The 13,481-nt window shown below is 46.2% G+C and carries 10 protein-coding genes; 3 read left to right on the forward strand and 7 right to left on the reverse strand.

Going from position 1 to position 13,481, the window contains the following annotated elements:
* Positions 1 to 118: 118 nt before the first annotated feature.
* The 6 genes from PUN32_RS04405 to PUN32_RS04430 all read right to left on the reverse strand — a co-directional run bounded on the left by PUN32_RS04405 (position 119) and on the right by PUN32_RS04430 (position 5,686).
* Positions 119 to 775, reverse strand: a complete 657-nt coding sequence (locus tag PUN32_RS04405) for an MBL fold metallo-hydrolase (protein WP_274721959.1) — start codon at positions 773 to 775, stop codon at positions 119 to 121.
* Between the two features lie 63 nt (positions 776 to 838).
* Complete coding sequence (locus tag PUN32_RS04410) at positions 839 to 1,387, reverse strand: DUF882 domain-containing protein (protein ID WP_166013097.1); 549 nt, start codon at positions 1,385 to 1,387, stop codon at positions 839 to 841.
* A gap of 170 nt (positions 1,388 to 1,557) precedes the next feature.
* On the reverse strand, positions 1,558 to 3,096 hold the full coding sequence (locus PUN32_RS04415) for a L,D-transpeptidase family protein (RefSeq protein ID WP_274721960.1): 1,539 nt from the start codon (positions 3,094 to 3,096) through the stop codon (positions 1,558 to 1,560).
* A gap of 191 nt (positions 3,097 to 3,287) precedes the next feature.
* A complete protein-coding gene (locus PUN32_RS04420; protein WP_166013099.1) occupies positions 3,288 to 3,884 on the reverse strand; it encodes a GTP cyclohydrolase II in 597 nt (198 codons plus the stop codon).
* Between the two features lie 250 nt (positions 3,885 to 4,134).
* On the reverse strand, positions 4,135 to 4,314 hold the full coding sequence (locus PUN32_RS04425) for a hypothetical protein (protein WP_166013100.1): 180 nt from the start codon (positions 4,312 to 4,314) through the stop codon (positions 4,135 to 4,137).
* Positions 4,315 to 4,465: 151 nt separating this feature from the next.
* Positions 4,466 to 5,686: a sugar efflux transporter gene (locus PUN32_RS04430; RefSeq protein ID WP_274721961.1), complete on the reverse strand. Its 1,221-nt coding sequence runs from the start codon at positions 5,684 to 5,686 to the stop codon at positions 4,466 to 4,468.
* Positions 5,687 to 5,885: 199 nt separating this feature from the next.
* Here PUN32_RS04430 and PUN32_RS04435 point away from each other — a divergent pair, with 199 nt between their 5' ends.
* On the forward strand, positions 5,886 to 6,785 hold the full coding sequence (locus PUN32_RS04435) for a helix-turn-helix domain-containing protein (protein WP_274721962.1): 900 nt from the start codon (positions 5,886 to 5,888) through the stop codon (positions 6,783 to 6,785).
* A gap of 167 nt (positions 6,786 to 6,952) precedes the next feature.
* On the opposite strand, the gene gyrA is transcribed toward PUN32_RS04435, so the two are convergent.
* Positions 6,953 to 9,637: a DNA topoisomerase (ATP-hydrolyzing) subunit A gene (gene gyrA, locus PUN32_RS04440; RefSeq protein ID WP_274721963.1), complete on the reverse strand. Its 2,685-nt coding sequence runs from the start codon at positions 9,635 to 9,637 to the stop codon at positions 6,953 to 6,955.
* A gap of 353 nt (positions 9,638 to 9,990) precedes the next feature.
* On the opposite strand from gyrA, the gene ubiG reads away from it, so the two are divergent.
* Positions 9,991 to 10,713: a bifunctional 2-polyprenyl-6-hydroxyphenol methylase/3-demethylubiquinol 3-O-methyltransferase UbiG gene (gene ubiG / locus PUN32_RS04445; RefSeq protein ID WP_166013104.1), complete on the forward strand. Its 723-nt coding sequence runs from the start codon at positions 9,991 to 9,993 to the stop codon at positions 10,711 to 10,713.
* 447 nt (positions 10,714 to 11,160) lie between these two features.
* Positions 11,161 to 13,443, forward strand: a complete 2,283-nt coding sequence (gene nrdA / locus PUN32_RS04450) for a class 1a ribonucleoside-diphosphate reductase subunit alpha (protein WP_274721964.1) — start codon at positions 11,161 to 11,163, stop codon at positions 13,441 to 13,443.
* Positions 13,444 to 13,481 lie beyond the last annotated feature (38 nt).

The raw sequence follows: 13,481 nt of genomic DNA on the forward strand, positions 1-13,481 counted from the left end.
GCGATAAACAGCGATAAACGCCTCGCTCAAAGTCCGACATAATTGTCGGACTTGTTATTCTATTTTATTCAAATAACACAAGGTAATGCGCTTGTTAGAATTGAGGGCATGGAGAAAATCAGTAAAGTGGCATTTCATCGGCCACAAACGGATTACTGGCCCGTTCACGCCCAAACGTTGATTGTGGACCATGGCCTGGTACAAATGTCACATCATTTCCTAGCGGCCATAGTTTGTTTTTGATTGAAGCGATCAAAGTATTGAAATCACCTTGAGGAAAATCGGTACGCCCAATACTGCCGTTAAATAGCACATCCCCCACAAACGCCAACCGTGCCGATTCACTAAACAGTACCACATGGCCAGGGGTATGGCCTGGGGTATGTATAACTTGCAAGCGTTGCTGACCAAATACCACTACATCACCGTCATTCAGCCATTGATCCGGCTCAAATGCATCCGTCAGTGGAAAACCAAACATTTTACTTTGTCCTTCAAGCCCTTGGAGCCAGAAGTTATCCGCTTGATGTGGGCCGACAATGCGCGTATCACCCAAAAGTTGTGCGAGCGGTTCACTACCACCAACGTGGTCAAGATGGCCATGAGTCAACACCAGTTGAGTAATTTTCACGCCAAGCTGATTAATCAACATCACCAGTTGTTTTACATCACCACCGGGATCGATCACCACGCCTTCCATGCTTTCATCGCACCATACGATAGAACAATTTTGAGCAAACGCCGTGACTGGCACAACTTGATATTGTAAAGACATAAACCTATCCCGTCTGATACTTAACTGGCGGGCACTATGTCACTAACCGCAAACTTTGACAAGTTATGCGCCAACCCAATGCCGAACGGGGCCAGTATCAATATGAATAAATCGACTTTTCGGGTAGTACCCTACTCCACCAGCTTGCAAGCTGCGGGCTGCGTCACGAATTTTTTTCAATGACACACCATCTAAACGAAAATCAATTGCCTGCCCTGACATGTGGTAGCTCTTTTTCGCAACCGCTTTTGATTTACTGCGCAACTGTTTATTGGTTGCGGGGGAACGGTAACCAGACACAATGTGAACTTCCGCTTGCGTGCCAAGCAAAAACTGAATTTGGCTTAATTGATCAAATAGACCTTTATCCATGGCATGGATTTCACCACGGCGAAAATCACGGCATAGGTGATTCAATCGCTTCAATTCGGAACGGACATACTCTTTGCCATTGAAATAGCACGTTTCGATGCTTTCACCAGTATGCAAATTGCTTAAGGCCAATTCTCTTGGCTTAGCCGCGTAACTCGCGAAGGCGATACTTGGTGTACAGGCGGCTAAAATCAACCCTCCAGCACTCAATTTTAAAAAATCTCGACGTGTTGTTTGCACTTTTACCTACTCGCTTAGTTTTATTGGTACAGGAAAGTACCGAACTCTGCTTTCGAGATCAAATGCATAAAACGTGCTAGTAATTACTAAACACGCGGATAAAAGTGCTTATTCATTGAGCAATATAGGAAAATGTCAGTTGTCAATTTTTAGTCAAAATTAGATGTCCATCACCCATTACCGATCGCAAAGGTATCAAACCCATAAATATCATCTCGATAATGCAGTGAGCCACCCTCATACCAAGCGGTTTGATAAATAATGTGTACTGGAATACGCTTTTTCAGCGCGATCGATTGAGTTCCATTTGGCATTGAACTGAGCATTATCCCCTGTTGCGCTAACAATGTTTGTGCAAATTGTTGCGCATTTTCAACTCGGATACAGCCGGAACTGAACGCCCGTGAAGCGTTATTAAACAAATGCTTATTTGGAGTATCGTGCAAATAAATGGCTTGTGAATTAGGGGTATTAAATTTGTATGCACCAAGCGCATTTTGCCCCCCAGCCAATTGACGCAGGCGATATGGGAACGTCTCAGGATTCACATTGACCCAGTCGATTAAGCGAGGATCCATGACTTCAGGATCATCCCAACCGCGGATAATTTCTATCCGATGCTTCGCTAAGTATTCATGGTCACGTTTAACCAGAGGTAGGATATCTTCCACCATAATCTTACGTGGTACATTCCACATCGGATTAATGATCAGCGAGTCTAGCTTGGTATTCATCACAGGTGTTGGGCGAGTAACGCGCCCTACCACCACTTTTGCCGTAAACACTTGATGGCCACTGTCCCAATATTGCATCGCAAAGCCGGGCACATTGACTACAATCAACGAATCTTGTTGGGTTGGCCAAAGCCGGAGCCGCTCAGCATTGAGCGCCAATATTGCAAGACGCTCAGTCACCGACTTATTCAGCCATTTGATCGTTTGTGGCCCGATAATCCCATCAGGCGTTAAACCATGCATATTTTGAAATTGTTTAACCAGTGCGACTAAATTCCCATCATAAACGTCAATTTCGTCATACTGATCCGTACTGGCTAGACTGGCTAATGATAAGCGCTGCAACAGCACTTGGCGCTCAGTTAACCGATCACCAGGTCTTTTCAGGCCATCTTGTTGATAAAGTGGGATAGCATGCGATTCTAACGCTAACAGTGATTGATAAGCTTGTAACAGTTGCTGGTAGGCAGGATCTTGTGGGGTATTTTGATCGATCAAATCGGCCAGTGTTTGAGTACTAAGTGCGTTATGCAGAGCAACCAGTGCCGCCTCACTTGGCGCGGCGAGGGGGTTAGCGAGCTGCCCATCAAAAAACCAGCGCAGTCCAATAGTACCCGCCTGCTCAGCATAGCTGAGATACTGTAATAGCGTATCGGTTGCCAACAGATCATATTCATACCACTCTCCTTGCCGGCGATAGGTTTGCATCAACGCGAGTTGGCGACTAAACAGTGGACTAAAACCGGCACGACGCATCACTTCTAACTGATCTTCAAAACGATTGGCACTCGCCATATCACGCCACAATCGTTGGTCATCATGACGCCGATAAACCTGCTCAGTGATTTGCGGATTCATCATCTGCTGATAGATAGGAGAAGTCGAGTCAACCCAACCTAGTTCAACAAAATGTTGCATCGCCCAACATGGAATAGAAAATAATAATAATCCAATCGCAACAATTCTGCTTTTCATCTCAATACTCAACTGACTAACCATGCAATCAGTATGGCAAAGGAATACGCTAAATTTAAGCAATCGGATCAGATATTTTGATTATAAGTAAGGTTTTTGAGTGGTGAGTAGAAGTTACGCCTAAACGAGAAAAGGCCCTAGATTTTTCGGGCCTTATCATACCGTTTTTGATGCAAACCAAGTGCAGAAAATTACAGTTTTAACTGATGATTACCATGGGAAACTTTGGCTTTTAAATAATTTTCGTTGCCCGCTTTGATGTGTGCTGCCGTATGTACCACTTCAACAATTTCAATGCCATGCTGTTGCAACTCACGGATCTTTTTCGGATTGTTTGTCACCAGGCGGATTTTATTAACGCCTAATGCTTTGAGCATTTGCGCCGCTTCACCAAATTCTCGCAGATCATCACTAAAGCCAAGATGATTATTGGCTTCATAAGTATTCATTCCCTGGCTTTGCAAGCGATAAGCATCAATTTTATTGTATAAGCCAATGCCACGCCCTTCTTGGCGCAGATACAAGATGATGCCACCCGCCTCGCCCATCCGTGTGATGGTTTCTTCTAACTGCTCACCACAATCACAGCGTGAAGAGTGAAACACATCACCGGTCAAACACTCCGAATGCAGACGAACTAATGGAGCCTGCTGGCTTGTATCGGCAGATTTAAAGATCACCGCAACATGCTCTTTATCCGATGCTAATCCATGAAACGATAGGATCTCTGCGTCAATATTGCTTTGGGCACCGACTTTAAAATCAACTCTGGCTCTGACTTCCGCCATATTTATACTCACTTGAATTTCAGTAACGAAATGCATGTTTCTCAACAATTGCATAACGGGTCTCTACTCGTGAGTTAACTATGGGGGCGGATAGCCGATTTTTCAAAGAAAAGATCACCTTGAGCTGAAATTGTTAACGCATAACTCATTCTTTTGAGTAATAAAAAACCCAACCATCACGATTGGGTTAATTAAGTCAGTCAAATGGAAGCGACATCGATCCAATCATGCCTCTCAAAAAATGGCATCGCTATCCGTTTTGTGATTGCTTCCAAACACACAACTCGACCCACATCTGTTCTAATTGACGTAACTCTTCTTCCGTTAAAACGGCTAAGGTTGGCTTAGATTGTGGGGCAGCCTGAGCTTGCCACGCGCTTAATTGCGCGTGAAACTGTTTTTTCAACTGGGCAACAACCGAATTGTCCACCGTTTCTCTCCACCGCCACACCCATTTCTCAAAAAGGATACGCTCTTTAATGATTATTTCTCATCACGCCATAAGATATGGGAGTATGCTCACACAATTATTATACTACGCAAAATAATTACCGATTACCGCCGCCAAATGGTCAAACCACTCACCTCACTGACACTTTACTTTGCATCGCCAGACTGAGACTGACCTTGTGCTGTAATTGGCTAAACAAAACCAGCAAGAATAGAGCAATCACGACCCCGAAGAAAGATACGTATAACGTACTGAAATAGTTGAAATATTCACCAACAACGCCCACCGATAAACTGGCCACTAATGAACTGACACTCAGTAAGCTAGAAAACAGTGTGGAAGCGGTTCCCAGTCGATCTTGCATCATGTCCTGCAAGATCACCATGCCTAACGTCGCACAGACACCGATAAAAAAACCATTCAGTACTTGTGCTCCCATCATCGCGATAAAACCAGTATGGGTTAACATCAGGGCATAGAAAACAATGCCACTGGAGATACCCAGCATCAGCAATTTACTGGTTCCCCAGCGTTCAGTGAGCTTACCGGCCATCAGCATCACCGGGATCTCACACAGTGCCGCGACACCAAACAATAAGCCTAACCAGTGCTCAGGCACCATCAACTCACGTGATAAATAAAGAGGCATGCTGGTGATATACAAATTATTGGCTGCGAAGGTGAACACTAAGGTTACACAATACAACGTGATCAGTGCGCGTTTATGCAACGAATATTGAACTAACTTGACTCGCGGCTCTTGCCCGGACGCAGGCTGCGAAGTTTTCTCACCCGCCGGTAAATACCGAGCGATCAAGACGATTCCGAGCGCAACAATCAGTGCCGAAACCGCAAACGCGGCACTAAAACCGAAACTAGCTTTGAGCATAAATGCTGCCGGCGGGCCAAATACCCAAGCAATCGCAATCCCAGCCCGCATAGCACCTAAAAAAGTGGTTTTGTCATCCAGATGCCGATCCGCATATTCGCGGCCCAGCGCAAACAGTTGACCAAATGAAGCACCACTGACACTAGCAAACAGCACCACAATCACAATCGCCAAACTATAACTGCGGATAAAGATAAAACTGACCACGGTAATGAAATAGCAACTCAGCGCGACTAATAAAATCGTCTTACGCTGCCAATCACGATCCGATTGACGAGCAAGCCACTGCGATACCAGCACCGAACTGACCACCGCCACTACCATATATAGGCTGAGCTGCAGTGGTGAAGCATCCAGTGCCTCGACAATAAATAGACTAGAGAGTGGATAAAAGAATGCCCCACACAAGCCAGTCACCAAGGTGGACATAATAAACAGTAAGGCAGTTTTGTCTCGATGCATAGGTAGGGGGCTCCGGAACAGTAATCAGTCATCATTTACCGCGCTAGTGTACTCAATCTTACGCTCAGAGATTGATGTTATTCGAGCCACTTCTAATACTATTCATGCAAAAAATATTGATAGTTTGACAGAAATAGGCCATTAAATAGCCTAACTTGCCAATCAACCAAAACCATTTAGAGCAAACAAGGAATGTATCGTGCGCCCGTTAATTGAAAATGTTATGAGTGGTATCAGCCAAGATTGGGTGCTGCGTGAATTTCATAGCCAAGATCATAATCAAGAATTTGCCTGCCCATGGCACTACCACACCGAATATGAGCTGGTCCTCTACCAAAACCCGGATCAGCGCTTTGTCGGTAACTATTTTGCTGGTGATGCGATTGGCGGCATCGAGCAAAGTACTCTGCTACTCTATGGCCCAGGCTTACCCCATATGATTGCCGGTCGCCAGCGATTAAATAAAGCCAAAACGCTGCATTCCACCATTATCTGGTTTAAACAACAGTGGCTGGATAAACTGCAACTGGTGTTGCCACACACTCAAGCGTTGCAACGGCTGCAACAAAATTCGGCTTACGGGCTACATCTCAGCCCGCAAAGTACGCACCAAGTCATCCAATTGCTGACCAATATTGAGCAGCAAGCCCATCATTATCAAACCTTGCGCATCATTGAAGCGCTGTTGGTGATGGCCGATGATCAACAAGCACAGCGCCTTTCAGTCGCTCCTTATCTGATCACCGCATTTACTAGCAATAGCGATACCCACAAAAAAATTCAATTAGCCAAGCAATATATTGAACAGCACCATGCGCAAGCCATCAAAATCACCGATTTATGCCATCACTTACATTTGAGTGAAAGTTCAGCTTATCGCTTATTTGAAAAGCACTATGGAATGAGTTTTTCTGAGCATCTGAAACAATTTCGGATCGGCAAAGCGTGTGAGCTGTTGGCAAGCTCCTCTGTACCAATCGCCTTAATTGCTGAGCGAACCGGTTTTGGCAATTTATCCAACTTTAACCGCCAATTTAAAGCCCTCAAAGCGATAACCCCAAGAGTATTTCGCCAGCGTTTTCAAGCCGTGAGTAGCTAGCGGTGAATAGCTGCGGTCAAGAAAATCACCCTAGATAAAAACTGAGCTACATCAAGTACTTGAAATGGTTGAGGATCAAAAAAGCCGGACGATGGTCCGGCTTTGTAAGCGATAACGTTTAATAACGATTGGATGTTTGCAATCATGAATAGCAATAGCTAAGCCAATTACTCTTCTTCACCACTCTTATCCGTTACCACTGGTGTTTCGCCATCAAGCAGAGCTTCCTCACCTTCCGGTAATTCCGACTCTTCAACTTCATCGATACGCTGTAGGCCTACGACACTTTCCCCTTCCGAAGTCCGGATCAGAGTCACGCCTTGGGTATTACGACCGACTTGGCTAACTTCCGCCACGCGAGTCCGTACTAGTGTGCCTGCATTGGTGATCATCATAAATTCATCACCTTCAGTCACCTGCACAGCACCGACGACGCTACCATTACGTTCAGAGACTTTGATCGAAACCACACCCTGAGTACCACGACCTTTGGTTGGGTATTCAGACAGGCTAGTACGCTTGCCGTAGCCATTTTCGGTTACGGTTAATACGTCACCCTCGCTCTTCGGTACGATGAGCGATACCACTTGATCGCCTTCAGCCAGTTTCATGCCTCGAACACCTGCCGCGGTACGACCCATCGGTCTTACCCCTTTGAACTTGATCTCTGGCTGGCCATTTTCATCAAGGACAGGTTGACCATTTTCATCCACCACTGCGGTTTCTTCCGACTCTTTAAAGCGAACCACTTTGCCGAATTTAGAGAACAGCATAATTTCGCTTTCACCGTCGGTGATATCGACGCCAATCAATGAGTCTTCATCACGCAGGTTGAGTGCAATCAAACCATTAGCACGTACGTTGGCGAACTGATCTAGCGAGGTTTTCTTCACTGTGCCGTCACCGGTTGCCATAAAGATAAATTTATCTTGGCTAAATTCGCTGACAGGCAAGATCGCAGTAATGCGTTCATTCTCTTCCAAAGGAAGCAGGTTGACGATCGGCTTACCACGTGCAGTACGGCTCGCCAACGGCAGTTGGTAAACTTTCATACGGTAAGTCTTACCGCGCGTCGAGAACAGCAGAATGTTATCGTGAGTATTGGCCACCAGAAGACGCTCAATGTAGTCCTCTTCTTTCATTTTGGTGGCGCTCTTACCTTTACCACCACGACGCTGTGCTTCGTAGTCGCTGAGTAATTGATACTTCACATAGCCTTCATGTGACAACGTCACTACAACATCTTCACGGGCGATCAGCTCTTCCATGTCAATATCGTGCGTTGCTGCAGTGATCTCGGTACGGCGCGCATCGCTAAAGCCAGCACGGATCGCTTCTAGCTCTTCACGGATCACTTCCATCAAGCGCTCAGTGCTAGCCAAGATATGCATCAATTCGGCAATTTCTTCGAGCAGTTGTTTGTACTCATCGAGGATCTTTTCGTGCTCTAAGCCAGTCAGCTTATGCAGACGTAAATCCAGAATCGCTTGCGCTTGTTGCTCGGTCAGGAAGTATTGGCCATCACGAATACCGTATTGTGGCTCTAGCCACTCAGGGCGCGCTGCATCAGTGCCGGCACGCTCAAGCATTGCTGCCACGTTACCCAGATCCCAGCCACGAGCGATTAAGCCTTCTCGTGCTTCAGCCGGGGTTGCCGCACGACGGATCAGCTCAATGATCTCATCGATATTGGCCAGCGCCAGTGCCAAACCTTCAAGGATATGGGCACGTTCACGTGCTTTACGCAGTTCGAAAATCGTCCGACGAGTCACCACTTCACGACGGTGATCGACGAAACACTTCAGCATCTCTTTGAGGTTAAACAGCTTAGGCTGACCGTTATCGAGTGCCACCATGTTGATCCCGAAGGTAGTTTGCAGCTGAGTGTTGGCATAGAGGTTGTTTAGAACCACTTCACCAACCGCATCACGCTTACACTCAATCACAATGCGCATCCCGTCTTTATCAGACTCATCGCGCAGTGCACTGATCCCTTCGACTTTCTTCTCTTTCACCAGCTCAGCGATTTTTTCAATCAAGCGCGCTTTGTTCACTTGATAAGGAATTTCGCTAACAATGATGGTCTCTTTGCCGTTTTTATCCGCTTCGATATCAGCTTTCGAGCGCATATAAACCTTGCCGCGACCAGTTTTGTAAGCATCAATGATGCCTTTACGGCCACTGATCAGCGCAGCAGTTGGAAAATCTGGACCAGGAATGTAGCTCATCAGCTCATCAATGGTGATCGCTTCGTTATCGATATAAGCCAAACAGCCATCGATCACTTCACCTAAGTTATGAGGTGGAATGTTGGTCGCCATACCAACCGCAATGCCAGATGAACCATTGATCAACAGGTTCGGGATCTTGGTCGGTAGTACCGCTGGGATCTGTTCTGTACCGTCATAGTTCGGCACATAGTCAACCGTTTCTTTATCGAGATCGGCCAACAGTTCGTGTGCAATTTTCGACATCCGCACTTCGGTATAACGCATTGCCGCCGCAGAGTCGCCGTCAATCGAGCCAAAGTTACCTTGACCATCGACCAACATGTAACGGAGTGAGAAAGGCTGCGCCATACGCACGATAGTGTCATAAACTGCACTATCACCGTGTGGGTGATATTTACCGATTACGTCACCTACCACACGGGCAGATTTTTTATAGGCTTTGTTCCAGTCATTGCCCAATACATTCATCGCAAACAGTACGCGACGGTGTACTGGTTTAAGGCCATCACGCACATCAGGAAGAGCACGACCCACGATGACAGACATCGCGTAGTCCAAATACGAACTGCGTAGCTCGTCTTCGATGTTTACGGGCGTGATCTCTTTAGCAAGATCGCTCATAGAGCCATTATCCCTCTATAGTTTGATCGGTATACCCAAATTCTTACTCAAATGGGGCTCACTATAAGATTGAGCGCCAACTCAGTCGAAAGCTGGATATTCTTGATACATATAAGGTGAAAAAATATAACACATGTTTCGCCGCTTCGGCATTACTTTCCCTGACCTTTTATCAGGTTGTGACCTTGGTTGCGTCTTAAGTGCCGACAATTTACACATTCCTTACGATTGGCAACGTTAGATGGTTGTTTTTTAAACGATCATTCTCAAGAGCAGTATCTCAACTGGTGCGATTTATTCAGCGCGCTATAATAAGTACCCTACTCTCGGATGCGTAATACAGGCGATACCAGATGACTACCACACCGATCGTTGCTGCACATAATGTCGATCTTAATGAAATAAAAAAATTCGAGGATATGGCATCCCGTTGGTGGGATCTTGAGGGCGAATTTAAACCATTGCATCAAATTAACCCACTCCGTCTCAACTATGTGTTGGAAAAGGCCAATGGCCTATTTGGCAAAACCGTATTGGACGTCGGCTGTGGCGGCGGCATTTTAGCCGAAAGTATGGCGCGGGAAGGCGCACAAGTCACAGGACTGGATATGGGTAAAGAGCCGTTAGAAGTCGCTCGTTTACATGCTTTGGAAACGGGCGTCGTTTTAAGCTATATCCAGAGTACCGTCGAGCAGCATGCGCTGACCCATGCGCACACCTATGATGTGATCACCTGCATGGAGATGTTAGAACATGTACCCGATCCACTTTCGGTGATTCAAGCGTGTGCCAAGCTGGTCAAACCCGGCGGCCATGTGTTTTTCTCAACCCTCAATCGCAATATTAAGTCCTATTTATTCGCGATCGTCGGTGCAGAGCAGCTGTTAAAAATCGTTCCCGCTGGCACTCATGACCACAGCAAATTCATCCGCCCATCCGAGCTGATGAAGATGATCGACCAAACGGCTCTGCAAGAACAAGGAATGATTGGTTTACACTACAATCCACTGAGCAATACTTATCGCTTAGGTTCAAATGTCGATGTCAATTACATCGTCTATACGACTCTTGTTTAATCGACCCGGCACGCTAAAAAGCGGCGCAACACCACCCGATTGCGCGCTTTTTTAGCCGCAGCTGCATTAGGCTGATTCCATTTTAAACGATCCATTTTTAAGATCAGTTTTTGCTTAAAGATCAAGAGATTTTTTTTCGTTACTGGTTACCAAGAAAGCAATGTGCAAACGCCGATTTTTCACAATCAACTCTACCCTTTGATCATCAGTAAGCGAGCACTAACTGATTTTTTAAATTTTGCCACTTATCCACAATCTGTCCTTGAACTGTCACTTGCAATAGCCTGCCCATAGCACTATCTTGTAACTCGAACACCAAACAGCCCCTACATATAGTGTTTCCAACTCTATAAGTAGAGCGAGCTTGATCACATAAGCCGTGATTCCATTTACTAGAATTATACCAAAATACGGCTTTAATCAGTTTTGTTAGGAAAATGAAGCAGAATGAACCAACAACTTACTGTCACCAAGCGTGATGGCCGCAAAGAAAGTATTGATCTCGACAAGATCCACCGCGTGATCACTTGGGCCGCTGAAGGCCTACACAATGTCTCCGTTTCACAGGTAGAACTGCGCGCTCATATTCAGTTCTATGATGGCATTACCACGTCTGACATCCATGAGACGATCATTAAATCGGCGGCCGATCTGATTTCCGAAGAGACACCAGATTATCAATATCTTGCGGCACGTCTTGCAGTTTTCCACTTGCGTAAAAAAGCCTATGGCCAATACGAACCGCCAGCTCTGTTTGATCATGTGACAAAAATGATCGAAAAGGGCAAATACGACCGACATTTACTGCAAGACTATAGCCGTGAAGAATTGATGCAGATGGATCTGTTTATCGACCATCGCCGTGATCTGGATTTCTCTTACGGCGCGGTAAAACAGTTGGAAGGAAAATATTTCGTACAAAACCGGGTTACCGGACAAATCTACGAAAGTGCCCAGTTCCTGTATATTCTGGTAGCGGCTTGCCTGTTTGCTAAGTATCCAAAAGAGACACGCCTTGACTACATCAAACGTTTCTACGATGCGACGTCAACCTTTAAGATCTCCCTGCCGACACCCATCATGTCCGGCGTACGGACTCCAACTCGTCAATTTAGCTCTTGCGTGCTGATTGAATGTGGTGACAGCCTCGACTCGATCAATGCCACCGCCAGCTCGATTGTACGCTACGTATCGCAACGCGCCGGAATTGGCATCAACGCGGGACGCATTCGCGCACTCGGTTCGGAAATTCGTGGTGGTGAAGCATTCCACACCGGTTGTATCCCCTTCTACAAATACTTCCAAACAGCAGTGAAGTGCTGCTCGCAAGGTGGTGTACGCGGTGGTGCTGCGACAGTGTTCTACCCACTGTGGCACGGAGAAGCCGAATCTCTGCTGGTACTAAAGAACAACCGAGGTGTAGAAGAAAACCGAGTTCGTCATATGGACTATGGGGTACAACTCAACAAACTGATGTATCAGCGCCTAGTTGAAGGTGGCAACATTACCCTGTTCTCCCCTTCGGATGTGCCAGGACTGTACGATGCTTTCTTCCAAGATCAAGCGGAGTTTGAACGTCTATACGTACGCTACGAAAACGATCCTAGCATTAAGAAGAAAACCGTTAAGGCGCTGGAAATCTTCACATTGCTGATGCAAGAGCGAGCGTCTACTGGCCGTATCTACATCCAACACGTTGACCACTGTAATACACATAGCCCATTTGATGCGGCCGTGGCGCCAGTTCGTCAATCTAACTTATGTCTGGAGATTGCACTGCCAACCTCACCGCTGGAAAACGTGGAAGATGAAAGCGGTGAAATTGCCCTGTGTACCCTTTCTGCGTTTAACTTAGGCGCAATTCAGTCACTGGATGATTTCGAAGAGTTATCGGATCTGGTGGTGCGTGCGCTCGATGCCCTGCTCGATTACCAAGATTATCCACTACCGGCTGCGCGTCGTTCTTCAATGAACCGTCGTACCCTTGGTGTGGGTGTGATCAACTACGCTTATTACTTAGCTAAACATGGCGTGAAATACTCTGATGGCAGTGCCAATGCACTGACTCACCGCACCTTTGAAGCCATGCAGTATCATCTACTGCGCGCTTCCATGAAATTGGCGCAAGAGCAAGGTCGCTGCCCGCAGTTTGATCAAACCAACTACGCTAAAGGTTTGATGCCAATCGATACCTACAAAAAAGATATCGATTTGGTGTGTGATGAACCACTGCATTATGACTGGGATAAACTGCGTCACGAGATCATGCAACATGGTTTGCGTAACTCAACCTTAACTGCGCTGATGCCATCAGAAACTTCATCGCAAATCTCTAATGCTACCAATGGGATTGAGCCACCACGGGGTTATGTCTCGGTCAAAGCATCAAAAGATGGCATTCTTAAGCAAGTGGTGCCAGAATTTACCCGCTTAAAAGACAACTATGAACTGCTGTGGAACATCGGTTCAAACGATGGCTATCTGCACTTAGTCGGCATTATGCAAAAGTTCGTTGACCAAGCGATTTCTGCCAATACCAACTACGATCCAAGCCAGTATGATTCAGGCAAAGTGCCAATGAAAAAACTGTTGCAAGATCTGCTGACCGCCTACAAGTTTGGGGTAAAAACGCTGTACTACCATAACACGCGCGATGGTGCGAAAGATGAGCAGACGGAAAGCGTCAAAGTATCAGAAGACGATTGTGAAAGCGGCGCGTGTAAGATCTAAGCTTATAAGCACCAGATAATACTCTTTGATTTGCATGC

Source organism: Vibrio chanodichtyis (genome assembly GCF_028863985.1).
Classification (GTDB): Bacteria; Pseudomonadota; Gammaproteobacteria; order Enterobacterales; family Vibrionaceae; genus Vibrio; species Vibrio chanodichtyis.

Coding starts and splice junctions, on each gene's coding strand:
- PUN32_RS04430 (WP_274721961.1), bottom strand. CDS start 5,686: ATGCATCGAGACAAAACTGCCTTACTGTTTATTATGTCCACCTTGGTG.
- PUN32_RS04405 (WP_274721959.1), bottom strand. CDS start 775: ATGTCTTTACAATATCAAGTTGTGCCAGTCACGGCGTTTGCTCAAAAT.
- PUN32_RS04415 (WP_274721960.1), bottom strand. CDS start 3,096: ATGAAAAGCAGAATTGTTGCGATTGGATTATTATTATTTTCTATTCCA.
- nrdA (WP_274721964.1), top strand. CDS start 11,161: ATGAACCAACAACTTACTGTCACCAAGCGTGATGGCCGCAAAGAAAGT.
- ubiG (WP_166013104.1), top strand. CDS start 9,991: ATGACTACCACACCGATCGTTGCTGCACATAATGTCGATCTTAATGAA.
- PUN32_RS04420 (WP_166013099.1), bottom strand. CDS start 3,884: ATGGCGGAAGTCAGAGCCAGAGTTGATTTTAAAGTCGGTGCCCAAAGC.
- gyrA (WP_274721963.1), bottom strand. CDS start 9,637: ATGAGCGATCTTGCTAAAGAGATCACGCCCGTAAACATCGAAGACGAG.